The sequence below is a fragment of the Streptomyces sp. SAJ15 genome, from assembly GCF_007595705.1.
Classification (GTDB): Bacteria; Actinomycetota; Actinomycetes; order Streptomycetales; family Streptomycetaceae; genus Streptomyces.
In genome coordinates this window covers 218,422-240,788 of record NZ_NISY01000001.1, presented here as the reverse complement: position 1 = coordinate 240,788, position 22,367 = coordinate 218,422, and the positions used below count along the sequence as shown (strand labels likewise).

The following is a 22,367-nucleotide window of genomic DNA, read 5'->3' as shown; positions in this document are numbered from 1 at the left end:
CCCCTTTCACACCACCCCCGACGCCCCCACACGCTGAGGGAACCGCGTGTACGCGGCCCGGGTTCCCGACCGGGAGAATGAGCGTGTGGATGTTGACGTCTTCGACCGGCTGACCCGTTCGGATGAGGGGCAGGCGCTGCTGGCCGCGCTGCGCGACTTCGAGCCGAGGCAGGAGCTCGCGATCGCCACCCGGCTGCGCCGGGACCACCCGGCCGAGCTGGTGTCGGCGGCGTTGGAGCAGGCGCGACTGCGGCAGCGGGCGGAGCCGAAGTTCGGCGCCGACGCCTATCGGATGTACTTCACCCCCCATGGCGTGGAGCAGTCGACGCGGGCGCGGGTGGCGAACTACCGCGCGGAGCGCCTCGCCGCCCTGGGCGTCACCTCCGTGGCCGACCTGTGCTGCGGCATCGGCGGCGACGCGGTGGCGCTGGCCCGCGCGGGGATCGCGGTCCTCGCCGTCGACCGCGACCCGGCCACCTGCGCGGCCACCCGCGCCAACGCCGCGGCGCTGGGGCTGGAGTCGCTGATCGAGGTGGTCTGCGCCGATGTCGCCGAGATCGACACGACCCCGTACGACGCGGTCTTCGTCGACCCCGCGCGGCGCGGCGGCCGGGGCCGGATCTTCGACCCCGAGGCGTACTCCCCGCCGCTGTCCTGGGCGGTCGCCACGGCCCGCGCCGCGCGGTACGCCGCCCTCAAGATCGCCCCCGGGGTGCCGCACGAGGCGATCCCGGACGAGGCCGAGGCAGAGTGGATCTCGGACGGCGGGGAGGTGAAGGAGGCGGTGCTGTGGTTCGGCACCGCGCCGGGCGCCCGGCGCGCCACCCTGCTGCCGCACGGCGCGTCGCTGACCGGCCGTGGCCTGCCCGATCCCCCGGTCCGCCCGGTCGGCCGCTTCCTCTACGAGCCGGACGGCGCCGTCATCCGCGCCCATCTGGTGGCGGAGGTGGCCGAGGAGGTCGGCGGCGGACTGATCGACGAGACGATCGCGTACGTGACCTCCGACGAGCTGCGCCCCACCTCGTACGCCACCGCCTACGAGATCACCGATGTGCTGCCGTTCAACGTCAAGCGACTGCGCGCGCTGCTGCGCGAGCGCGGGGTGGGCGTGGTGACGGTCAAGAAGCGGGGGTCGGCGGTGGAGCCGGAGGAGCTGCGCAAGAAGCTCAAGCTCGACGGGGCACGCGGGGCGGCGTCCTGCACGGTCTTCCTGACCCGGGTCGCCGGGCACCCGAGCATGCTGCTGGGGCACCCGGCCTGACCCGTCGCCTTCTGGCCACCGCCTCAGGCCACCGCCTCAGGCCACCCCGCCCGGCACCTCGCCGGCGCCGCCGGGGGCCTCCGAAGGGCCGCCCGCGCGGGCGGCCGACAGGTCGCCCGTACGGCCCTCCGCGCGGTCGCCCGTACGGCCCCGGGGGCGGGGCTCCGCGCGGTCGCCCCGGAGGAGGAGCCAGGCGACCAGCGCCGCCACGGCCAGGAGCCCGCCCGCCCAGAGGTAGGCCGTGGCATAGCCGTCGACGAGACCGCGCGGGGTGGCGTCGTCGCCGGTGGTGTGGGAGGCGACCGTGGCGAGCACGGCCAGCCCCAGCGAGCCGCCGATCTGCCGGGAGCTGTTGATCAGACCGGAGGCCATGCCGGCCTCCGGCGCGGCGACCCCCGTGGTGGCGGCCGTGCCCATCGGCACCACGCACAGCCCGATCCCGATGCTGGCCGCCAGCGAGGGGCCGAGGACCGAGCCGGCGAAACCGCCGTCGACGCCGACCGCGAGCCCGAACCAGACGAAGCCGGCCGCCCCCAGCAGCCCACCCGCCAGCAGCAGCGTCGCCGCGCCCAGTCGCGCCATCGCGCGGGTGGCGAGCAGCGAGCCGAGCACCACGCCGGCGCTGAAGGGCAGGAAGGCGACGCCGGTGGCGATCTCGCCGTAGCCCAGGATCCGCTGCATGTAGAGCGAGGTGAAGTAGAAGGCGGCGAACTGGCCGGAGAAGAGCAGCAGGGTGAAGAGGTTGGCGGCCAGCACCGGGCGGAGCGTCAGCAGGCCCAGCCGCAGCAGCGGCTGGCGCACCCGCAGCTCGGCGACGGCGAACGCGGCCAGCAGCACCGCCGCCGCCCCCAGGGTGCCCACGGTCCACGCCGAGGCCCAGCCCTCGGTCTCGGTCCGCACCAGCCCCAGCACCAGTGCCGTCATGCCGGTGGTGACCAGCAGCGCCCCGGCGACGTCGAGTCGGGGCGCGGGCCCGTCACGCCGGTCGGACGCCACCGAGCGGACGGCGGCCGCGAGCGCGAAGGCCACGATCGGCACGTTGATCAGCATCACGGCGCGCCAGCCGGTCCACTCGGTGAGCACCCCGCCCACCAGCACCCCGACCGCACCGCCCGCGGCGCCGGCCATGCCCCACAGACCCAGCGCGCGGGACCGGGCCGGCCCCGCCGGGAAGGTGACGGTGATCAGCGCGAAGGCGACGGGCGCGAGCGCGGCGGCGCCCACCCCCTGCAGCGCCCGGGCGGCGACCAGGCCACTCGCCGCATCCACCAGTCCGCCGACCAGGCTGGCTCCGCCGAAGATCACCAGTCCGCCGACCAGGGTGCGGCGACGGCCGATGATGTCCGCCAGCCGCCCGCCGAGCATCAGCAGCCCGCCGAAGGCGAGCGCGTAGGCGTTGACCACCCACAGCAGGCTCTCCTCGCTGAAGCCGAGGTCCGCGCGGATGTCGGGTAGCGCGACGTTCACCACCGACATGTCCAGCGCCACCATGAACTGCACGGTGAGCGCCACCGCCAGCAGCCAACGCGCCTGTTTCGCCTGGTCGTTCATGGGTCTCGCATCCCCTCTTCGCCATTTGTGTACGCGTACACCAAGAAAGTGTACGCGTACACAAACGACAATGGGGCGGTGACGACGAAGAGTGAGGGCGGGCCGGACAGGCGGCGAGGGCGGAGCGGGATGGGCGGCGCGGGCGTGACCGCGGGATCGGGCAGGCCGACGGGCGGGCGACCGGCGCGCCTGGAGCTGGAGACGATCGTCGACACCGCGCGCCGCATCCTCGAAACGGAGGGCGTCGAGGCCCTGAGCATGCGGCGGCTGGCCAAGGAGGTCGGTTCCACGCCGATGGCGCTCTACCGCCACGTCCGCGACAAGGACGAGCTGCTGGCCCGCGTGCTGTCGGGAACGGCGGCCGCGCTGCCCCGCCCCGAACTGCCCCAGGACCCGCGCGAGCGACTGCTCGCGGTCTGCCTGCACATGCACGACCTCCTCAAGGCGCAGCCGTGGGTGGTGCAGGTTCTCAGCCTCGGCGACCTCACCGACCAGGGCGCGCTGTGGATGACGGAGGAGATCATCGACACCTCGATGGCCTGCGGCCTGAGCGAGCGCGACGCGCTGCACGCCTACCGCACCATCTGGCACTACGTGCTCGGCACCCTGATCTACCAGGCCGCCGTGGCCCGCCGCGCCGAGGACCCCGAGCGGCACCGCGCCTACCTGGACATGCTCGCGGGGGTGGACCCGGCCGAGATGCCACGGATGGCCGCGCTCGGCGGCCGCTGGGAGGAGCTGGCCGCGTCCTACGACGTCGCGAGCGGGCTGCGGGCGGTGATCGGGGGACTGCTGGCACAGGGAGGGGCTCTGGCACCGGGTGCCGACACACCGAGGTGAAAGGCCGCACCGAGAGGCCGCCCGTAGTAGTTTCACTCCCCACCGAGAGCCAGCCAACCAGCTTTTCCTATGGGGCAGTTGAGGCCCCGGGATGGGGTGAACGTGTCGTTGGACGCGCGATGGTCCGGCCGTCAGTCCGAATCCGATCCTCGTATGCGCCTCAACCACGCCGACGGGGTGACGACGGGCGGCGGCTCGGAGGGGTTGGTGGTGCACCAGGACGACCTGGGACAGGTCGGCCATGAGGCCCACACGCTGCACACCCGGCTCAGGAAGGCCGGCGACGTCGCCCAGGGATCCGAGGGCGACGGCTCGACGGCGAAGGCGGCGGCGACGCTGACCTCGCACGGCTTCGCGATGGGCGGCGCCCTGACCACCACCGCCTTCGTGTGGCGGCGCCAGGTCGAGACGCTGCTTCAGGCGTGCGCCCACATCTCCAACCACCTGGACTACACGAAGCAGTCGACGGCGCGGGAGGACGCGAAGATCGCCGCCTCCCTTCGCTACCGCGACGGCAGCACCGAGCCCGTCTCCGAGATCCTCGAACACTTTCGCTAAGGGACCGTGCCATGACGGGACTGACCTTCGACAGCCTCTACCACGTCTCCTTATCCAGCCTCGCCTCCTCGGTCCACGACTGGCAGGCGATGGTGAAGCAGCTCGACACCCTCGCGACCGACGCCTTCGAGGGGATGGCGCGGAAGGCGGAGGCCGCCCGCTGGAAGGGCGTGAACTCCGATGTCACCAGGCCCTTCATCCACAAGACGGCCAAGGAGTTCCGCGACGCCCACACCGAGGCGACCAGCATCTGGGCCGTCCTCAGGGATGCGCACGCCGACCTCGCGGCACTCCAGAAGACGCTGAAGAAGCTCACCGACGAGGACGCGAGGACGGCCGGCATCCGCGTGGTCGGCAGGGACGACGGCACCGTGTCGTGCGCCCTGCTGCGCGAGGCCGGGCAGAACGACGACCCCAGCCCGGCGGACCGCGACAAGCTGGCGCAGTGGGAAGGCCGCATCAACCGCCTGATCGCCGAGGCCCAGGAGATCGACGACTCCGTGGTGCGGGCCCTCGGCAAGAGCCATGGCCGCGACAACCACGACTTCGGCCACGCGAGGTACGACTCCCTGGACGACGCCCAGGCGGAGCAGGCGATCCACCTCGCCAGGAAGAGCCTCGCCGCGTACGAGAACGGCGAGAAACTCACCCGGAAGGAGCTCACCCGACTCCGGGACCTGCTCGCCCACAACCACGACGACCCCGAGTTCGCGGTCGCCTTCTACAAGACCCTCGGCCCCGAGGACGCCCTGCTCTTCGAAGCCCAGATCGCCGGCGACGCCTCGGCCCACGGCGACGCGACACGGCTCAGGCTGGCGCGAAGCATCCAGGACGGCATGGGCGAAACACTAGCGACCGCCACCCGGCCGCACGGGGAGGACAAGAACACGCCCTTCCGCGAGAGCCGGGACTACCTCGGCAAGCCCTGGTTGACCGAACTCCAGCGCGTCGGCCGCGAACGCCTCAACCCGGCCGTCTGGCACGGCCAGGCCAGGGTCACGGGCTACCAGGTCCTGGCGACGCTGCTGCGGCACGGCGAGTACGACAAGCGATTCCTGGTCCCCCTCGCCCGGGACATGGTCACGTTCGAACGCGAACAGGACGGCCGATGGCCCGTCCCGGACGGCAACTCCGGCGGCCGGACCCGCTTCGACCTCAACCTCGACAAGACGGGGGGTCCCGGCTGGGACCCGATGACCGGCCTCCTGGAAGCGCTCGGCCACAGCCCCGAGGCGTCGACCGCCTTCTTCCACGGCTCCACCGGCGGAGGTGACAGCGACCTCGAAAAGATCAGCAACCTCGACTACTTCCTGGGCGACGCCGACGGCGAGGGCGGCCGCGACTGGATCTCAGACAAGATCAACGGCCTGCAGCAGCCGGACGAGAAGAGCAAGGTCCCCGCGAAGGACGCGCTGGGGCACGCCCTGGAATCCGCCGTTTCCGGCCGCCCATACGGCAGCGGCGGCCCCCTGCTGAACCACACCGACGAGCAGGCGGAGCTGTTCCGCTCTGTGGTGGAGAGGCTGGGGTCCAACTCCGAGCTCATCAAACCGGACAGCGGTGAGTTCGCGCCGATCGCCGACAGCCTGGGCAATATGTCGGCGGAGTACATGCGGGATATCGACCGGGTGTTGGCGGGTGGCGACGACAATGACTACTTCTGGCATGACGGGGCGATCGCCGACCTGAGCGACCTCAGTGGAAAGGGGGGCGAGCTTCATGAGTTCCTGCACGCGGTCGCCCAGGATCCCAACGCGTACTCGTCCATCACTCACGCCCAGCAGGCTGTAGCCACTGAGGCCATGCAGAAGGCGATCGTCACCCGAGAGGACGTGGATCTCAACGACGTTGCGCCGGTGGCCGGAAAACCGGTCGCAACACTTTATGGAATCGTCGCCGACGGCCGCGCCGACGCGATCGCGGCATCCGATAACAGCGTGGAGAAGATCAGGGAGTACAACGAGAAGCTGGGGGCTGGAAGCGAATGGGCGGCGTTCATCCTGGAGAGGGCGGCGGAGCCTATCGCGCAACGAACACCGATCGTCGGCGAGGCCATGGGGTGGACCATCGGCGTCGTCAAGGATGCGGTCGTCGGACATTACTCCATGGATGAGGAGCAGGCAGCTAAGGAAATCGAGAGGGATCGAGTCAAATTCGTGAACTGGCAGGGCGAGGAGCTTGCAAAGGCCACGAAGCAGGCTTTCCTGCATGCGGCCGAACGGGAAGGTCTTGACCTCGAGAGCCGTGCTGTGGAGACCGCAGCCGGCGACGTGTACCAGGAAGCGCTCGACAGCTACTCGAACGGCAAGGGCCGAGCATGAGGCTTTCATGGATCCGCGGGAGAACCATGGGAACCGGCCTCGCCTTACTCCTCCTCGCCACCGGGACTTGGTGGGCAGCGAACCGGACACTGTCGAACGATGAAGCCATCGAGCTCCCCGAGAAAGTCTGTAACGGCCGCATCTCAGCGAAGAGCCTTGCCCCCCTCGTCCCCACCAAGGGGCAAAAATTCTCGGAAAGCGCATTCACGTTCGACGAGGCCCAGGAGCACGGGTACTGCCTCCTGGAGGCCGGCGGAGAAAGCGCATCGATCACCTACACCGCGGCGCCATCGAATAACTTACCACGCAAATGGATTCAAAAGCGTGGCCGTCCGGCCGCCCTGGGAGATCAGTACGGATACGTATCGGCAGCCGGGGAGGTCTTCATATACTTGCAGTGCACTACCAAATCCCCAGCCGTGGAAGAGAGACTGAAATCGGGCGTTGTCATATCTGTCTCAGCTAGCACCGTGCATGACGATGATCTCGAAGAACCGAATGTACAACTTCGGGCTCTCGCCGCGTTCGTCGCAGAGGCCGCCCGCGACCTCCACGGCTGGTACGGATGCGACGGCCCCACCCTCGCTGACGGCCCCGTGACCATCGACTGGAGCAAGTAGCCCTCGGGAACCCTGCGCGTTCAACGGTCGGCCGCTGTCGACGGTCGTCTGTGCCTGCACCCGCCATAGCGGCGGACGCGGGTCAGCGTCGGAGCCCGTAAGGCGCCGCAGGTCACACAACAGCACCGCCAGGGGGCGTTCACCCGGCCCGGGTACGGCTCCAATGGGTCGTACCCGACCTGACGGATCTCCCACTCGGCCCGCTCGGCGGCGGCCGCCACGTCCCAGCGGGGCGGCCGCCGCTCGCGGGGCGGGAGCGCCTCCGGCGCGGGCACGGCGGCGGAGTGGCCGCCGAGGAGGAGCCCGAGGCTGACCCAACGGCCGGTCACGGGGCCTTGCCCCTGGTCACCCGGCGGTGCGCCCGCACGAGCCGCCGCCCGGCCTCGCACGGCACGGGGGCGGAGCGGCAGGCCGCGCACTCTGTGAGGTGATCGAGGACCGCGCGCCAGGTCCTCTCGGCCACGGAAGGCTTCGCGTCCGCCGTACTCATCAGGCCCGCCCCTCCCGCAGGGCCCGCCGAGTGGCGGCGAGTTCGGCGAGCGGGTCGCGCCGCCGGGGGAAGCACGGGGCGCACGCCGCGCAGGCGTAGAACGTACGGCCCGCCCCGCTGGCCCCGTGCACGTCCCCCACGGCAACGGCGTCGGCGGTCAGCCGCTCGCAGCGCTGGCAATGCTTCACGGTCGTCATAGCGGCCAGCAGCGCGGTGTGCAGCCGGGCGGCGTCGGTGAGGCAGCGGTCAGACGTGAACGGCACACGCCAGTGCGGCCCCGGCCCGAGCGTACGATCCAGCGGCGGCACAGCCACGTACGCGCCCTCGCTCAGCACCCGCTGGAGCGTCCAGTCGGCGGCCGCGCCGAGAGGGACAAGCCAGTACCAGACCGCACCGTAGGTGTCCTCGATGACCGGCCCGCTCTCCCCGCCGAGCAGCGACAGCGCACGTTCGCCGATGAGCGTGGGCACCCGCACGGCGTCCCACCAGCGGCCGGCGGGCTGCGCTTCGATGTCCGACCCAGCGGGCGGCCGCCATACACGCCGCGCTGTGCGGCGGAGCGGAAGGGCACCTTCGATCGCAGGAATCTCCACCATGGGTTCTGCTCCTCATGTGGTGAACGGTCGGACACCTGAGTCCCCACGGACACAAGAGCCGCCATGGCTCGCTTCGAGGGAACAAGGTGACGGCTGACGCAACAGGTCGGCCATCCTGCAATGTCACGAATTCCGCCCCATCCCGAAACCCCGGCCCGATGAACATGGGTTTCCGCGAAAGTCCGGGGTTCTCTCCGCAGAGTGACCGGATGGTCACTACGCTCGCTCCCCACGGGACGCCCACTTGCGGAGGTAAGGGCCATGCCAGCACAGCATCGTCCGTCTTGCGCCAAGAACTGGCGGGAGCGAGCGGTCGCAGGCAAGTGGCCGGTCGAGCAGACCGTTGCGGAGATCCACGCGTGCTGCGGAGTCAGCAAGCTCCGAGCTCAGCGCCTGGCGCGCGGGTGGACCCTGGAGACAGCTGTGGCTGAGTACGCCGCAGAGTGCGCGCACGAACTCTCGAAAGCTCCCAAGTTGAGCCTCGACCAGTTGGCCCAGTGCGAAGTGGGAACGCTCAGCCCCAAGGCGGTCATGGTCGATCTGTTGTGCCGCCTGTACCGAACGGACGCTCAGGGCCTGGGACTGGCTGGTGACTACCGCCAGAGGGCCCACCTCCCCGAGGTCAGCCACCTCTCTCCGGCCGCCGAGTGGGCATACGCCGCACCAGCACCCGATCAGCTCCCCGTACCCGCACGTCAGGACGAGAGCCCGTTCGACCAGCTGATGGAATCCGCCCGCCGCTCCGTGGACCGCACCTTGGCATCCGCCACGGTGAGCGCCGCCCAACTCGATCTCCTCGACGAGCGCATCCTGGGCCTGCGACAGCAGTACCTCTACACACCTCCACGACCGATGTTGACGCTGCTGTTAACCGATCTGAGGGAGGTGCGGGAACTGGCCGCCGAGCGGCAGCCGGCCGCAGCACAGGTTCGGCTGTCAGAAATGACAGCCCTGCTGGCCACGCTCGTGGCCGACGCTCTGATGAAGTTGGGCACCCTTCGCCATGCACGGGCGTGGTACGCCACCGCACGCCTCGCTGCTGACGACAGCGGAAACGTGGAACTGCGCGCACGGGTCCGCGCCCAGGCCGCCATGCTCCCTTACTACTACGGGCCGTTGGAGACCGCGGTCGCCCTGGCTCGTGAGGCCCGCCTGCTACTGCACAACCGTCCTTGTGTCAGCGGCGCCTTCGCCGCGGCCGCCGAGGCCCGAGCCCTCGCCCGTCTCGGGGACGCCGCGGGAGCCGAGAGTGCCATCCGCGCCGCGCTCACCGTCTTCGAGCAGACCGACAATGGGCCGGATGACGACGCGTTCGCCTTTCCCCAGCGTCGTCTGTTGATGTATCTCAGTGGTGCCTTCACGTCTCTCGGTCGCAGCCGCAAGGCCCGTGAAGCGCGGAAGCAGGCACTGAGCCTCTACCCTGGTCGCACGGGTATCGACCCCGCACTCCTCCGGCTGGAAGAAGCCATCTGCCTCGCTCAGGACCGGAGCCCCAGCGAAGCGTGCCAACTCGCCGAATCCGTTTACCTCCAGGTGCCCGAACCTCACCGGACTCCGATCCTCGGAGCCCGGGCGCGGCACGTCATCGGCGTACTGCCACCAGCGATGAGGACCGGGCGCGCGGCCCGGAATCTCAGTGATCTCTTGGCTCTGACGCCGGGAACCATGTGACACACCGCTTCGTGTGGGTCAGCCTTAGTCCATGACGGATTTGGTACAGCTCCATGGCGGATTCGACGAGGCGGAGATGCACCATGTGCTGGACCGAGCCTGCGCGCAGGCCGGCCTCGACAGCGGTGGGGCAACGCTCCTACGCGGTCATACCAACGCCGTGGTGCGCCTGGCCAGCGCGCCGGTGGTGGTGAAGATCGCCCGGCGAGGAGCGGCCCAAGAGGGCGTTCGACGTACCGTCGCATTCGTACGGTGGCTGATGGAGCGGGGCTTCCCCACCGTCCCACTCCATTCGGTGCGGCAGCCCATCGTCGTAGACGGTCACCCCGTGACCTTCTGGACCTATCTGCCCCAGCCCGAGCACCCCGTCTCCGCCGCTCAGCTCGCCGCCCCACTACATGCCTTGCACCACCTTCCCCTTCCGCCAGTGCCGCTCAGGACGCTGGACAACGGCGCGGCGATCCGCACGTCGCTGGGTGCCACGACCTCGCTCGCGAAGGAGACACTGAGGTTCCTCACCCAGCGTGCCGAGGGGCTGGTGGACGAGCTCGGCAAGGTCAGCTTCAAGCTGCCGCACGCCGTAGTGCAGGGCGACCCCCAGCACCGCAACGCGCTCCACGACGGCGACCGCGTCGTGCTGTGCGACTGGGACACCGTCGCCCAAGGGCAGCCCGAATGGGATCTGGTGACCGTTGAGATCCACTGTCGACGCTTCGGCCATGGCCGGGCGCACTACCAACGGTTCGCCGATGCCTACGGCTTCGACGTCACTCAGTGGTCCGGGTACCAGGTCCTGCGCGACCTCCGTGAACTACGCATGATCACCACCAACGCCCGGAAGGCTACGCACACGCCTGGCACGCTGGCCGAAGTGGAACGCCGCATCACCGGCCTGCGGAGCGAAGACGCCGAATTGCGCTGGCACATTCTGTGACCCGCGCCGGAGGCGCCCGGCGATCGCGCGGTGAGCGTCCCGGTTGCGGGCCAGCTACCCCCAAGGCGTCAGCTTCCCGGGCTCCCCTGAACACCCGGGCGTCCCCCGGAACCCACCCCGGACGGGGTCGGCGTCGCGTGGTGGAGTTCGGTGACGGTGATCGCCGTGTCGAAGCCGAGGACCGGGTCTGGGCCGGTCGGAGAGCAGGCTCTCGTAGAGCGGGCGGTAATGGGCGATCTTGCGGGGGGTTCGGCCGTCGCTGCCATGGGTGGCGAGCAGCCTGCCATCCTCGGCGGCGAATCCGGTCATGGCGGTGTGGTCGATCCACATCTCCACGCCGGAGCGACCGAAGCCGAGAACGGTCTCCTTGCTGCTGGAGCCGGTGAGCCAACTGGTGCGGAGCCGGGCCGTGCCCTCGGTGCCACACGAGCGGTAGGCGGCGGTGCACCAGGCGCTCGCGCCGCCGTCCATCTGTTCGATGGAGGTGAGTGCGGTGAGTTCGACGAAGCGGGCGAGGGTGGTGAGCTGGTTCACTCCGGAGTCCATCCAGCTGGAGCCGTAGGAGGCGAACGCCTGCTCGCCGCGCAGGATGTACGGGTCGTAGAACGCCGAGGTGATGCCGGTGACCGGCCCCCATTCAGGGTGCGCGGTGATCTGTGCCGCGGCCCAGCGCACCTCGGGCGAGAACGCGAAGTGGTGCGCGGTGAACACACGGCCCCGGGCGTCGGCGGCCTCGTCCAGGGAGCGCAGCCGGTCGAGAGAGGCGAGATCGTGCACCAACGGCTTCTCCACCAGCACCCGCGCGGTGGAGCGGGTGAGGACCTGGGCGACCAGGTCGGCGTGGGTGTGGGTGGGCGTGGCGATGACGACCAGGTCGGGCTGATGGGCGTCGAGCGCGTCGGCCAGCCTCCGGTGGTGGGGCGGCTCGGTGCCGCGGAAGAGGGGCGGCCCTGCGGCGGGGTCGACGGTGAAGTCCAGCCGGGTATCGGACCGTTCGGCGAGGACTTCGAGATGGGTCTGGGCGATGATGCCGACCCCGACCAGACCGACCCGGACCACGTCACTCATGAAAGCCGTCCTCCTGCGGTGCTGCCGTCCACGTCGTGCGGCACGGTCGGTGCCGGTACGGCGCCCGCGGCGAGGACCGTGGTCGGCGGGATCACGCCGGCGCCACCACCTGGGCCCAGCGGCCGAGCGCCGCGGCCGGGCCGTCCACCCAGTCCACGGCCGGGTGCTGTCCTGCGGCGGCGTCGACGCCGTCGATCCACGAGGTGACGACCGGGACCCAGTAGGTGTTGCCGCCCGAGGTCCGGGTGCGTGCGGCGAGCTCGGTGCGGGTGCGGCGGGCGGCGTCCGGGTCGCCTGTCTGGACGGCGACCAGGATCTGGGCCACGTCCGCGAGGTTGTGGCCGCCCCGGTAGCCGATCCGGTCCGCTAGCCGCCGAGTGTCGGACACCTGCTGCGCGGAAACGGTGGACGCGGTGCCGCTCATGAACGCGGCCCGCAGATTCACTCGCGCCATCCGGTCCCCTCCGGCTCCCTCGTGGACCTGTGCTGGCGGCCCGTCAGGCCCCGGGACGACAGTAGCGCGCCGACACCCGGCCCCCACCGCATTCGGCGGCGTCTCACCGTTCTCGCGACTTCGCGCGCGTGGCCGCGTTCCTGTGCGGTGAGCGTGCCGTCGAGAGCCGGGCGGCTCCCGTCACGCGCGAGAGCCCCCTGGGCGGGAAGGCGCCCGACCGCCACGCGGCCGGGCCACCGTCCCAGGTGGGTTCGGTGGCCCGGTCGGGAGAGCCGTTCAGTCGGCGCAGCCGGGGACGCTGTCCTGTGGGCTGTTCAGTCGACGCAGTCGGGGACGCTGCCCTGTGGGGCGCAGTTGTTCGGCTTGTTGCGTTTGACGTGGGTGGCGTTCAGCGTGACCGTGCCGGACTCCTCGTAGATGCCGCCTCCGTCGCCGGCCCGGTTGCCCGTGACGGTGCCGTTGGTCAGGGTCGTGGAACCGACGGCGTTGAAGAGGCCGCCGCCCAGGGCGGTGCCGCCGCCGGAGGCGCGGGTCGTGTTCTCGCGGAGGTGCGAGCGATCGGCCGTCACGGTGCCGCCGAGACCGTTGATGACGCCGCCGCCCAGGGCGGTGCCCCCCTCCGGGGCACTGGCGGTGTTGCCGAGGACGTACGTGCTGTCGAGGGTGAGCTGCGCGACGGCGCCGAGGCTGATTCCGCCGCCCCTGGCGACGCCTTTCCTGGAGATGGCGTAGTTGTCGATGACGCGGCTGTGGGTCATCGACAGCACGCCTCCGTTCCCGACTCCGCCGCCGAGGACGGTGCCCTCCGGAGCGCTGGAGACGTTGGCGCGGATGACGGTCTCGTTGACGGTCATCGTGTCCGGTAGCGAAGTGGAGTTGGTCAGGGCGCCGCGCACCGTGCCGCCCGGGGCGCTGGTGTGGTTGTGGCTGATGCTGCTGCGGCTGATCTCCGCTCGAACGAAGCTGGTGATGCCGGCGCCGGAGGCGATGCTGTCGGTGCCCGCGGTGACGCGGACGGTGTTGTGGTGCACGCGACTCTTGTCGACCGTCAACGGGCCGTCGTTGGCGATCCCGCCGGCAGCGGCCTCGCTCGGGTCGGTGCCGGTGTACTCGGCGGTGTTGCCGCTGACCTCGGTGTCGTAGACGGTCGCCGTGTCGCCGTCGGTGTCGATGCCGCCCCCTTCGGCGTAGACAGTGGAGCTGGCGACGTTGTCGATCACCCGGCTGTGCTTCACCGCCAGGATGCCCTGGTTGTTGATGCCGCCGCCGCAGACGATGCCAGGAGGGAAGGGAGGGGCGGGGGCACCGGGGCAGTCGATGGCCCGGCCGCCCTTGATCGTGATCTTGTCGAGCGTCAGGCTGCCCGTGCTGTCCACCAGGAGGATGCGGAAGGCCGGGGCCGAGCGGGCGCGCGCGATCGTCGCGCCGTTGCCGTCGATGATGATCTCGCTGGTGATGGCCGGCAGGCCGTTGGCGGGGTTCGCCCCGTCCGGAACCGTCAGCTTGTACGTGCACCCGCGGGCCAGCCGAAGGGTGTCGGCGCCCGGGGAGCCGTTGGCCGTGTCGATCGCCGCGACGAGGTCGGGGACCGAGCACCGGACGTGCACAGCGCCGGCGGACTGGGCCGGCGGGGCCGGAAGCACCAACGCGGCGACGGCCGTCACCCCGGCCACGGCGGACAGCCGGCCCGCGGCCCGGCCCCGGTCACCGGGCCCCCGGCCCCTCGTTCGGCGGCTCCGCCAGGACATCAAGGACATGGGGGGCTCCTCTCCCATCCACGCGAAGGCACCCCGCGGGGCACCCCCGCGAGCACCCTTCGACCAGTGGTCCCGTCCGCCCGACAGAAGTCGGTGGCCCGGCACCGGAACCCCAGCCGATCACGTTCCCCCGCCACCGGCCCCCCGGCGTGGCCCGTACGAGCGAGCCCCGGTCGGCCGCACCGTGGTGGGAACGCCTTGGCGCGGGAGGGGCGGAGGAGGCGGCCGGCTCGGCTCGGCTCGGCTCGAAGAGGTGCGCATCGCGTGCCCGACGTCACCGAAACCCGCGACCTCGGGGTTCAGCGGTGTCCACCGCCGTGCCGGACCTGCGGATCGGCGGGCCGAGAACCGCCTCGACCTCGGTTGCCACGGCGGCCAGGAGTTCCTCGCCGAACAGGCAGATGGACTCTTCCCACGGGTGACCGAAGCTGCCCGTGCGGAAGTCCTCCGACAGGAAGATGGAGTAGTCCCCGTCGGGGCAGGGGCTCAGCGGCCAAGCCGGCCGCCCGGGGCCGCCGACCTCGTGCGGGGCGAAGCGGTACGACGTGTGCTGCCAGTCGAGCGCGAACAGCGTGCCCCGCGGGCCGACGCAGGAGGTCAGCCCCTGCCGGACCACCTCGACCAAGCGGTCCAGACGCGCGTATTCCGGGTCGTCGTCCAGCGCGGCAAGGCTCCAGGTGACCGACGCGACCGGTTCCTTGATGGCCGGCCAGCTGAACGGGCTCACCCCCGGCCGGAAGCGGAAATCCGCGGAGAAGCGATCCCAGACGCGTCGGTGCTCGGCCTCTGCCAGGACGGTCACGGGATCTTCGCTCATCCGTTGACCCTATTCGACGCCGGTACCGACGATCACCGGGCGCGGAACGGGCGGCGCTCGAGCCTCCCCGCGTCCTCCCCGTCCTCCGCGCCATCCGCCGGGCCGAGTTCCCGTCGCACCAGGCGGTAGTAGTCGACCGCCTTGAACATGCCCAGCGCCCCCGCCGCGGCGAGGGTGCCCGCCATGCCGAGGACGGCGGGGTGGCCCGGGCCGTCGGCGTCGGAGAGGGCGGTGGAGCCGCCCAACACCACGCCGGCACAGCCGAGTACCAGGGAGGGCAGCAGCCACAGCAGGGCGCGGCCGGGGGCGTGCCACAGCGGGACGGTCCGCGGGGTGTGTTCGACGGCCGCCCGGTCGTGCAGCTCCTCGCGCAGTTCGATGTCCTGGTGCACGCCGAAGGCGACGGCCAGGGCCGAGGGGACGACGATGACCAGGGCCAGGAACAGGAAGAGCCCGCCGGCCACGCGGTCGAAGAGCTCGTCCGCCGTCACGAAGCGGAAGCCCGGTATGGCCAGGGTCCAGCCGAGCAGCACCAGTCCGGTCAGCAGCCACAGCCACAGCACCCGTCGCAGCGCCAGGTAGCGGCGGGCCAGGCCGCGGAGCGCGGCGGTGCGGGCGTCACCGACGGCGGGGGCGGCAGGGGCGGTGGGGGCGTCATCGACGGCGTGGTCGTCACCGACGGTGGGGGCGTCACCGACTGCGGGGGAGGCACCGACTGCGGGGGCGACAGGGGCGGCGGATATGCCGTCGACGCCGTCGTCACCCGAGGCGGTGGCGGCGGATATGCCGTCGACCCCGTCGTCACCCGAGGCGGAGTCGGCCACACCGTCGGCGGCCGCCTCGGTGGGCTCGGGTATGGCCTCGGTGGGCTCGGATATGTGGGGCCCTGACTCCCGGCTCATCTCATTCCTCGACCGACTCGGACGTGAAGCGCCAGCGATGGACCGCGCGGCGCACCAGGTCGTCCGCCGGTTCGGGGAGTTCGGGCAGCTCCGCCGCGTCTTCCGGGGCGTCCCACCAGGTGATCACCAGGACGCGGTCGCCCGGCGCCCGGAAGGTCTCGCGGCGCAGCGGCCGCGCCGCGAGCTCCTGCCGCCGCGCCCACTCCAGCAGCTCGGCGCCCCGCCCCGCGGCGGCGGCCGCCTCCCACATCAACGCGACGGTCATGAGTACAGGTTGTCCTTGCTCAGCTCATGGAAGTGGTCGTGGTCGTGCCCGTGCCCCTGCCCGTGCGCATGACCGTGACCGTGATCATGATCGTGGCCGTGGGCGTCCTCGGCCCGCTCCACGCCCGGCACATGCGGGTCCGTCACCGGCAGCGAGGAGTCCGCCGAAAGGTCCCAGCTGGAGGCGGGCCGGTTCCGGGCCACCATCTCGGCGCCCAGGGCCGCGACCATGGCGCCGTTGTCCGTGCACAGCTTGGGCCGCGGTACGCGGAGGATGATGCCCGCGTCCGCACACCGCCGCTCGGCCAGCGCGCGCAGCCGGGAGTTGGCCGCCACGCCGCCGCCGATCATCAGGTGGTCGACGCCGTGGTCCTTGCACGCGCGCACCGCCTTGCGGGTCAGCACGTCGACGACCGCCTCCTGGAAGGAGGCCGAGACATCCGCGACCGGGACGTCCTCGCCCGCCGCCCGCTTGGCCTCGATCCAGCGCGCCACGGAGGTCTTGAGGCCGGAGAAGGAGAAGTCGTACGCGGCGTCGCGCGGGCCGGTCAGACCGCGCGGGAAGGCGATCGCGGCCGGGTCGCCCTCGCGCGCGATCCGGTCGATGACCGGCCCGCCGGGAAAGCCCAGGTTGAGCACGCGGGCGATCTTGTCGAACGCCTCACCCGCCGCGTCGTCGATGGTCGAGCCCAGCGGCCGGACGTCCGAGGTGATGTCCGGCGCCAGCAGCAGGGACGAGTGGCCGCCGCTGACCAGCAGCGCCATCGTCGGCTCGGGCAACGCGCCGTGCTCCAACTGGTCGACGCAGATGTGCGAGGCGAGGTGGTTGACGCCGTACAGCGGCTTGCCCAGCGCGTAGGCGTACGCCTTGGCCGCCGAGACGCCGACCAGCAGCGCTCCGGCGAGGCCGGGGCCGGCCGTGACGGCGATGCCGTCCAGGTCGCGGGCGGAGACGCCGGCCTCCTTCAGGGCGCGCTGGATGGTGGGGACCATCGCCTCCAGGTGGGCGCGGCTGGCGACCTCGGGGACGACGCCGCCGAAGCGCGCGTGCTCGTCGACGCTGGACGCGACCGCGTCGGCGAGCAGGGTGTGGCCGCGGACGATGCCGACGCCGGTCTCGTCGCAGGAGGTCTCGATGCCGAGGACGAGAGGTTCGTCAGCCATGGGTCTCAGTTCCTTGTGCGGGTCCCGGTGCCTGTCCCGGCACGCTGGACGGATCGGTCAGGGACGGGTCGGTCAGTCTCATCACGAGGGCGTCGACGTTGCCGGGCTGGTAGTAGCCCTTGCGGAAGCCGAGGGGTTCGAAGCCGAAGCGCTCGTAGAGGCGCTGCGCGCGGGTGTTGTCGACGCGCACCTCCAGCAGCACCTCCCGGCACTCGAAGGCGGTGGCGGCGGCGAGCAGGTCGGTCAGCAGCCGGGCGCCGAGCCCGGTGCCCCACTGGTCGCGGACGACGGCGATGGTCTGCACGTCGCCGGTGCCGTCGATCGCGGCGAGCCCGGCGTAGCCGACCAGCCGGCCGTCCGCCTCGGCCACCACGTAGTGCCGGGTGGCGTGCGGGCCGCGCGCGTGCGCCAGCTCCGACCAGAACATCCCACGCGACCACGCGTCCTCGGGGAACAGTTCACGCTCGAGCTCCAGTACCCGCTCGATGTCCCACCAGCGCATCTCGCGCAAGGCGACGGCGGCGCTCACTTCGGGGTGACCACCTTGTAGTTCTTGGGCACCTGCGCGTCGGGGCGGCGCAGATACAGCGGCCGGTCCGGCAGGAAGCCCCCGGTCTCCACCGACTCGCCGGCGGCGAGCTTCTCGGCGGCGAGCGAGGCCAGCGCGGCGGCCGACTGGTGCTCGGGCATGCCCGGCGGCACCTCCCCGAAGGAGTCGGGGTACAGCAGCGCGCCCGCGCCGACGGCCGGCAGCCCGGCGACCCGCTCCTCGATGTCGGCGGGCCGGTCCACCGCGGCCTCGGTGACCCGGCTACGGGCGTCGTCGTAGCGCGCCCAGTAGACCTCCTTGCGCCGCGCGTCCGTGGCGACGACGAAGGGCCCGGTCAGCCCCGCCTGCCCGGCGGCGTAGGCGAGTCCGTCCAGCGTGCACAGCCCGTACACCGGGATGTCCAGCGTCGCGCCGAAGGTGGCCGCGGTGACCAGGCCGACCCGCAGGCCGGTGTACGGGCCGGGGCCGACGCCGACGACGAGACCGGTGACGGCGTCGAGCCGGTGGCCGGCCTCGGCCAGCACCCGGTCGACGGCGGGCAGCAGCAGTTCGCCGTGGCGGCGCGCGTCGACCTGGTTCGACTCGGCGAGCACTCTCGTGCCGTCGTGCAGGGCGACGGTGACGGCGGGGGTGGCGGTATCAAGGGCGAGCAGCAGCACAACAACAGCGTACGGCGCGCCGCACCGGGCTCCGTCCCCCGGCGGCCGCGGGCGACGGCTCCCGGCCACGGCCGTGCCTCCCCGGCCCGGCCGTCGGGCCGCTCGGCCGGTCAGACGTTCGCCGCACGGGGCGGCGCCACCCGCGTGGAGGCGCGGTGACGACATGGTGACCGTACAAACACACTGTCAGCTTCCCGAGTGCTACGGTCGCCCTAACGGGAGAGATCGGCCGGAAGCACGGTCGTACGAAAGGTGACGCAGCGTGGCGCGCAGTAGCACCGGAACGGCCGTGGCGGCTCTCACCGCCGCGGCGCTCGCCGGGGTCGGCTTCCTCGCGTACCAGGCCGACGCGACCGCTCCCGACCACCCCACCGTCGCCCGCGGGGACGGCAGCGGCGGCCGCGGCAAGGACGACGCCGAGGACAAGCGCAAGGACAAGGCGTCGGCGAAGAAGCTGCCCGCCGACTCGGGCAACGGCCGCCGCGTCGTCTACGACCTCGACGCCAAGCGGGTGTGGCTGGTCGGCGCCGACGAGCGGGTGATGCGCACCTATCAGGTCTCCCCCAGCTCCGTGAACCCGGATCCGGACACCTACGCGGTCAGCTCACGCGCCCAGGGCCTCGTCGGCTCGGACGGGGTGCAGATCGAGCACGTGGTGGTCTTCCATCAGGAGAACGGCGTGGTCTTCGGCTTCAGCGCGGCGGTGGACGGCTCGACGCCCAACCCGGACTCGCCCAAGAAGACGGGCGGCATCCGCGCGGCGCGCGATGACGGCTCGGCGCTGTGGGACTTCGCGGTGACGGAGACCAAGGTGGTCGTCGTCCCGTAGTCCGGCGACGTCGTCCCGTGGTACGGAGGCGCGTGGCTAGTACGGCGGCGTCGTCCCGTAGTACGGCGGCGGCGCGTGGCCCCTGGCGGTCCGGTGACCTGTGATCCCGTGGCCGCGCGGCGCTCCGGCGTCTCGTAACGGTCCCGCGGCTCGTAACGGTCCCGCGCGGGGCGCACGATTCACCGTCGTGGTCACTCACGTTCGCGGTCACCTTCGTGGTCACTCGCGTACGCGGTCATCGTCGTGGTCACGTACGCGGCCTTCGGCGCAGGGCGTTCGCCTCGCACGCGCCGGCGCTCGTGGCATCGCGCGGCGTCTCCCGGCATCTCGCCGCAGCCAGAGCACTCGGCGCACACCCCTGAGCCGCTCGCGCCTTCACACCCCCGAAAACGCTCCCACGCGCCGACGGCCCACGGGTCATGGACGCCCGCTTTGCTGACGTATCGGGTGGGGCCGGCCGACCTACGCCGCGTCCCGTCCCTCACTCCGCTCGCCGTCGTCCGGACGGCGGCGCGCCGAAGCGCCCGACGCGGCCTGCCGCACCAGCTCCGTGGGCTGTTCGGGAGGGGTGGAGACCGCGCTCGCGGCCGCGCAGGACGCCAGCAGATCACTCATCGACGGCCGCTTGTCGCGCCTGGTCGCCACGGCAGGGGGCTCGTGTGTCGGCATGGACGCCTCCTGGGTCCTGGGGCGGACTGCCGGGTTAGGCACACCTAACCAAGGCACTACCCCCCATGTGACCACGCCCGGCGCCAGGCGCGCAACATCTTCCCGACGTCTTGTCGGAATACGGGAACGACGGAACGAACGACGGAACAACGGCGGAACCCAGGAGTCGCCGGGACGTCAGGGGCCGGGAAGTCGAGGCTCGCGGGCGCGCCGGGGAGTCAGCCGGCCAGCCCCGAAAGATCGGCCTGGGCCCAGCGCCGCCCGATCCCGGTCACCGCGACCTCGCGCACGTCGTCGGCGCTCGGGTCGGTCACATGCGCCGCGTCCGCGCCGACCGCGCGGTGGATGACGACGTGCAGCCGGTCGTCCGACAGGTCCTCGACCTTCCCGTCGCCCCACTCCACCGCGACGATGGAGTCCGGCAGCGACACGTCGAGGTCCAGGTCCTCCATCTCGTCCAGTCCGCCGCCCAGCCGGTAGGCGTCCACGTGGACCAGTGGCGGGCCATCGCCCAGGGAGGGGTGGACACGGGCGATGACGAACGTCGGCGAGGTCACCGCGCCGCGCACGCCCAGGCCCTCGCCGAGGCCGCGGGTCAGCGTCGTCTTGCCCGCGCCGAGCTCGCCGCTGAGCAGGAGCAGGTCTCCGGGGCGCAGCAGCTTCGCGAGTCTGCGCCCCAGCTCCCGCATCTCGTCGGCGGTCGTGACGGTCAGCCTGGCCACGGCGTCACCGGGCCCCACGCGCGGGTCGTTCATACCGGCCGATGGTACGCGGCCGCACGCCCCGAGGCCGCCTCGCGCGGGCCCGTCCACCCACGGCCGCGCTCCGCGCGGGGACCGGTATCCGCCCGCGCGCTCCGGACGCCCGCGCGGGGGCGCCGGTACGGCCGCTTCGCAGGATCGCCGCCCGCGCGGAGGTTCGCCCGTTCGTGGGAGGGGGCGATCACGCGTCCGCCGTCCAGGTCGATGCCGGCCCGCTCCGACGCCGGCCCCCACCGCTGGCGCCCCCGTCCGCCGCCGTCCCGTGCGCTACGCGCGGCGGCTCAGCGGGCGGAGCGGCTGCCGGGGGTGGCGTCGGGATCGGTGGCGTCGCCCGTCCGCGGCGGGACGACCGTACGCTTCGGGACCGCCGGGACCGCCGGGATCGGCGAGGCCGCCGGGCCCGCCGGGGCCGCGGCGCGCGAGGGGTCGGGGGCCGGGAGCGCGGCGTCGGCCACCCCCGCCTGGGCCAGCAGCTCGGCCAGGGCTGCGTTGACGGTGTCCGGGTGCTCCATCAGCACCAGATGGCCGGCGTCCGGCACGATGAGCAGCTCCGCGTCGGGGAGGGCCTCCGCGATGGCCTCGCTGTGCTCGGCGGGGGTGATCAGGTCCTTGTCCCCGGCCAGGACCAGCACCGGCAGCCCGTCGAAGGCGGCCAGGGCGTCCGCCGTGTCGTGCTCCACGAAGGCCGGGTAGAACTCGGCGACCACATCGATGGGGGTCGACTCGATGAGCCGCTCCGCGAACCGCGCGACGCCCGGGTCCACGTCCCTGGAGCCGAAGGAGTAGCGCTTCACGAGCCCGGCGAAGAGGTCGGCGGTCGCCCGCCGGCCGCGCTCCACCAGCTCGGCCTGCGCGCCCAGGGCGCGCAGCACCCCGGGCAGGACGCGCCGTACGGCCTTCATCCCGGCCGCGGGGAGGCCGAAGCTGACCTCGTCGAGCCGCCCGGCGGAGGTGGCTATGAGCGCCGTGCCGACGACCCGGTCCCGGATCAGCTCCGGGTACCGCGCGGCCAGCGCCATCACCGTCATGCCGCCCATCGAGTGCCCGACCAGCACCAGCGGCCCCTCGGGCGCGGCGGCGTCGAGCACCGCCTTCAGATCGCGGCCGAGTTGGTCGATGGTGACCGCGGCCCGCTCGTCGAGCTGCGCGTGGCCCCGCGCGGAGCGGCCGTGGCTGCGCTGGTCCCAGTAGACGGCGCGGACGGCGCCGCGCAACGCCGCGCGCTGGAAGTGCCAGGAGTCCTGGGCGAGGCAGTAGCCGTGGCTGAAGACCACGGTGACGGGTGGTGCCGCGGCCGGGGCCGTCGGGCGCCGCCCGAAGAGCCGCGCGGCGAGCGTGGCCGGGGCGGGGTCGGGCGACGGGGCCGCGGCCTCCTCGACCTCGTAGTAGAGCTCCGTACCGTCGTCGGCGACCGCGCGGCCCGGGGTGCCGCGCAGGGTGCCGTACGGGCCCTCGGCGTCCAGGGCGAGCCGCGCCTTACGGCGCACGCCGCGGCCGACCGTCAGCCGCTCGATGGCGACCCCGGCGGCCGCGCCCGCCGCGACCACGCCGATCGCGGCGCCGGCAACCCCGGCCCCGCGGCGCCAGCCGCCGGCCCCCGTCTCGCCCATGCCCGATGTCCCGTCAGTCCG

22 protein-coding genes are annotated in these 22,367 nt (G+C 72.1%); 8 read left to right on the top strand and 14 right to left on the bottom strand.

Going from position 1 to position 22,367, the window contains the following annotated elements:
* The first annotated feature begins 85 nt into the window (after positions 1-85).
* Positions 86-1,261: a class I SAM-dependent methyltransferase gene (locus CD790_RS01115; protein WP_260867256.1), complete on the top strand. Its 1,176-nt coding sequence runs from the start codon at positions 86-88 to the stop codon at positions 1,259-1,261.
* 36 nt (positions 1,262-1,297) lie between these two features.
* Here the strand turns inward: CD790_RS01115 and CD790_RS01110 are convergent, their stop codons facing one another.
* Positions 1,298-2,812, bottom strand: coding sequence for an MFS transporter (locus CD790_RS01110; RefSeq protein WP_144381021.1), 1,515 nt, complete (start codon positions 2,810-2,812; stop codon positions 1,298-1,300).
* A 78-nt stretch (positions 2,813-2,890) separates the two neighbouring features.
* Between CD790_RS01110 and CD790_RS01105 the strand changes: the two genes are divergently transcribed.
* From CD790_RS01105 to CD790_RS01090, 4 genes are all read left to right on the top strand, one after another.
* Positions 2,891-3,652: a TetR/AcrR family transcriptional regulator gene (locus CD790_RS01105; protein ID WP_260867255.1), complete on the top strand. Its 762-nt coding sequence runs from the start codon at positions 2,891-2,893 to the stop codon at positions 3,650-3,652.
* A gap of 153 nt (positions 3,653-3,805) precedes the next feature.
* A complete protein-coding gene (locus CD790_RS01100; protein WP_186318822.1) occupies positions 3,806-4,210 on the top strand; it encodes a hypothetical protein in 405 nt (134 codons plus the stop codon).
* 11 nt (positions 4,211-4,221) lie between these two features.
* Entirely contained in the window at positions 4,222-6,531 is a 2,310-nt protein-coding gene (locus CD790_RS01095; protein WP_144381017.1) for a DUF6571 family protein, read from the top strand.
* The gene (locus CD790_RS01090; protein ID WP_144381015.1) at positions 6,528-7,151 is read left to right on the top strand and encodes a hypothetical protein; all 624 of its coding nucleotides are present in this window, start codon (positions 6,528-6,530) and stop codon (positions 7,149-7,151) included. The genes CD790_RS01095 and CD790_RS01090 overlap by 4 nt, the downstream gene beginning before the upstream one ends.
* A gap of 489 nt (positions 7,152-7,640) precedes the next feature.
* On the opposite strand, the gene CD790_RS01085 is transcribed toward CD790_RS01090, so the two are convergent.
* Positions 7,641-8,237 carry a hypothetical protein gene (locus CD790_RS01085; protein WP_260867254.1) on the bottom strand — a complete coding sequence of 199 codons (597 nt, stop codon included), beginning with the start codon at positions 8,235-8,237 and terminating at the stop codon, positions 7,641-7,643.
* Positions 8,238-8,660: 423 nt separating this feature from the next.
* On the opposite strand from CD790_RS01085, the gene CD790_RS01080 reads away from it, so the two are divergent.
* Entirely contained in the window at positions 8,661-9,908 is a 1,248-nt protein-coding gene (locus CD790_RS01080) for an XRE family transcriptional regulator (RefSeq protein ID WP_260867253.1), read from the top strand.
* A gap of 31 nt (positions 9,909-9,939) precedes the next feature.
* Positions 9,940-10,842: a phosphotransferase family protein gene (locus CD790_RS01075; protein ID WP_144381014.1), complete on the top strand. Its 903-nt coding sequence runs from the start codon at positions 9,940-9,942 to the stop codon at positions 10,840-10,842.
* A gap of 54 nt (positions 10,843-10,896) precedes the next feature.
* On the opposite strand, the gene CD790_RS01070 is transcribed toward CD790_RS01075, so the two are convergent.
* The 9 genes from CD790_RS01070 to tsaB all read right to left on the bottom strand — a co-directional run bounded on the left by CD790_RS01070 (position 10,897) and on the right by tsaB (position 18,477).
* Positions 10,897-11,910 carry a Gfo/Idh/MocA family protein gene (locus tag CD790_RS01070; RefSeq protein ID WP_144381012.1) on the bottom strand — a complete coding sequence of 338 codons (1,014 nt, stop codon included), beginning with the start codon at positions 11,908-11,910 and terminating at the stop codon, positions 10,897-10,899.
* Between the two features lie 91 nt (positions 11,911-12,001).
* Positions 12,002-12,364, bottom strand: a complete 363-nt coding sequence (locus tag CD790_RS01065) for a hypothetical protein (RefSeq protein WP_144381010.1) — start codon at positions 12,362-12,364, stop codon at positions 12,002-12,004.
* Positions 12,365-12,678: 314 nt separating this feature from the next.
* Entirely contained in the window at positions 12,679-14,121 is a 1,443-nt protein-coding gene (locus CD790_RS01060; RefSeq protein ID WP_144381008.1) for a hypothetical protein, read from the bottom strand.
* Between the two features lie 274 nt (positions 14,122-14,395).
* A complete protein-coding gene (locus tag CD790_RS01055; protein WP_144381006.1) occupies positions 14,396-14,938 on the bottom strand; it encodes a DUF2716 domain-containing protein in 543 nt (180 codons plus the stop codon).
* A gap of 32 nt (positions 14,939-14,970) precedes the next feature.
* A complete protein-coding gene (locus tag CD790_RS01050; RefSeq protein WP_144381004.1) occupies positions 14,971-15,840 on the bottom strand; it encodes a hypothetical protein in 870 nt (289 codons plus the stop codon).
* Position 15,841: 1 nt separating this feature from the next.
* On the bottom strand, positions 15,842-16,105 hold the full coding sequence (locus tag CD790_RS01045) for a hypothetical protein (protein WP_144381002.1): 264 nt from the start codon (positions 16,103-16,105) through the stop codon (positions 15,842-15,844).
* Positions 16,102-17,268 (bottom strand): tRNA (adenosine(37)-N6)-threonylcarbamoyltransferase complex transferase subunit TsaD, encoded by a 1,167-nt coding sequence (gene tsaD, locus CD790_RS01040; protein ID WP_144381000.1) that lies wholly within the window; start codon positions 17,266-17,268, stop codon positions 16,102-16,104. The genes CD790_RS01045 and tsaD overlap by 4 nt, the downstream gene beginning before the upstream one ends.
* Positions 17,261-17,770 (bottom strand): ribosomal protein S18-alanine N-acetyltransferase, encoded by a 510-nt coding sequence (gene rimI, locus CD790_RS01035; RefSeq protein WP_144381828.1) that lies wholly within the window; start codon positions 17,768-17,770, stop codon positions 17,261-17,263. The genes tsaD and rimI overlap by 8 nt, the downstream gene beginning before the upstream one ends.
* Positions 17,771-17,793: 23 nt before the next feature.
* The gene (gene tsaB / locus CD790_RS01030) at positions 17,794-18,477 is read right to left on the bottom strand and encodes a tRNA (adenosine(37)-N6)-threonylcarbamoyltransferase complex dimerization subunit type 1 TsaB (protein WP_144380998.1); all 684 of its coding nucleotides are present in this window, start codon (positions 18,475-18,477) and stop codon (positions 17,794-17,796) included.
* Positions 18,478-18,739: 262 nt separating this feature from the next.
* Between tsaB and CD790_RS01025 the strand changes: the two genes are divergently transcribed.
* Positions 18,740-19,306, top strand: coding sequence for a hypothetical protein (locus CD790_RS01025; protein ID WP_144380996.1), 567 nt, complete (start codon positions 18,740-18,742; stop codon positions 19,304-19,306).
* A gap of 462 nt (positions 19,307-19,768) precedes the next feature.
* On the opposite strand, the gene CD790_RS01020 is transcribed toward CD790_RS01025, so the two are convergent.
* From CD790_RS01020 to CD790_RS01010, 3 genes are all read right to left on the bottom strand, one after another.
* The gene (locus CD790_RS01020) at positions 19,769-19,975 is read right to left on the bottom strand and encodes a hypothetical protein (RefSeq protein ID WP_144380994.1); all 207 of its coding nucleotides are present in this window, start codon (positions 19,973-19,975) and stop codon (positions 19,769-19,771) included.
* Between the two features lie 218 nt (positions 19,976-20,193).
* The gene (gene tsaE / locus CD790_RS01015; RefSeq protein WP_144380992.1) at positions 20,194-20,730 is read right to left on the bottom strand and encodes a tRNA (adenosine(37)-N6)-threonylcarbamoyltransferase complex ATPase subunit type 1 TsaE; all 537 of its coding nucleotides are present in this window, start codon (positions 20,728-20,730) and stop codon (positions 20,194-20,196) included.
* Positions 20,731-21,017: 287 nt separating this feature from the next.
* Positions 21,018-22,346 (bottom strand): alpha/beta fold hydrolase, encoded by a 1,329-nt coding sequence (locus tag CD790_RS01010; RefSeq protein WP_144380990.1) that lies wholly within the window; start codon positions 22,344-22,346, stop codon positions 21,018-21,020.
* Between the last annotated feature and the right edge of the window lie 21 nt (positions 22,347-22,367).

Excerpts from the sequence above, each read along its gene's own strand:
- CD790_RS01060 (WP_144381008.1), bottom strand. The coding sequence starts at position 14,121 with ATGTCCTTGATGTCCTGGCGGAGCCGCCGAACGAGGGGCCGGGGGCCC.
- tsaE (WP_144380992.1), bottom strand. The coding sequence starts at position 20,730 with ATGAACGACCCGCGCGTGGGGCCCGGTGACGCCGTGGCCAGGCTGACC.
- CD790_RS01045 (WP_144381002.1), bottom strand. The coding sequence starts at position 16,105 with ATGACCGTCGCGTTGATGTGGGAGGCGGCCGCCGCCGCGGGGCGGGGC.
- CD790_RS01070 (WP_144381012.1), bottom strand. The coding sequence starts at position 11,910 with ATGAGTGACGTGGTCCGGGTCGGTCTGGTCGGGGTCGGCATCATCGCC.
- tsaD (WP_144381000.1), bottom strand. The coding sequence starts at position 17,268 with ATGGCTGACGAACCTCTCGTCCTCGGCATCGAGACCTCCTGCGACGAG.
- CD790_RS01085 (WP_260867254.1), bottom strand. The coding sequence starts at position 8,237 with ATGGTGGAGATTCCTGCGATCGAAGGTGCCCTTCCGCTCCGCCGCACA.
- CD790_RS01095 (WP_144381017.1), top strand. The coding sequence starts at position 4,222 with ATGACGGGACTGACCTTCGACAGCCTCTACCACGTCTCCTTATCCAGC.
- CD790_RS01055 (WP_144381006.1), bottom strand. The coding sequence starts at position 14,938 with ATGAGCGAAGATCCCGTGACCGTCCTGGCAGAGGCCGAGCACCGACGC.
- CD790_RS01010 (WP_144380990.1), bottom strand. The coding sequence starts at position 22,346 with ATGGGCGAGACGGGGGCCGGCGGCTGGCGCCGCGGGGCCGGGGTTGCC.
- CD790_RS01050 (WP_144381004.1), bottom strand. The coding sequence starts at position 15,840 with ATGAGCCGGGAGTCAGGGCCCCACATATCCGAGCCCACCGAGGCCATA.
- CD790_RS01020 (WP_144380994.1), bottom strand. The coding sequence starts at position 19,975 with ATGCCGACACACGAGCCCCCTGCCGTGGCGACCAGGCGCGACAAGCGG.
- CD790_RS01075 (WP_144381014.1), top strand. The coding sequence starts at position 9,940 with ATGACGGATTTGGTACAGCTCCATGGCGGATTCGACGAGGCGGAGATG.
- rimI (WP_144381828.1), bottom strand. The coding sequence starts at position 17,770 with ATGCGCTGGTGGGACATCGAGCGGGTACTGGAGCTCGAGCGTGAACTG.
- CD790_RS01065 (WP_144381010.1), bottom strand. The coding sequence starts at position 12,364 with ATGGCGCGAGTGAATCTGCGGGCCGCGTTCATGAGCGGCACCGCGTCC.
- CD790_RS01100 (WP_186318822.1), top strand. The coding sequence starts at position 3,806 with ATGCGCCTCAACCACGCCGACGGGGTGACGACGGGCGGCGGCTCGGAG.
- CD790_RS01090 (WP_144381015.1), top strand. The coding sequence starts at position 6,528 with ATGAGGCTTTCATGGATCCGCGGGAGAACCATGGGAACCGGCCTCGCC.
- CD790_RS01110 (WP_144381021.1), bottom strand. The coding sequence starts at position 2,812 with ATGAACGACCAGGCGAAACAGGCGCGTTGGCTGCTGGCGGTGGCGCTC.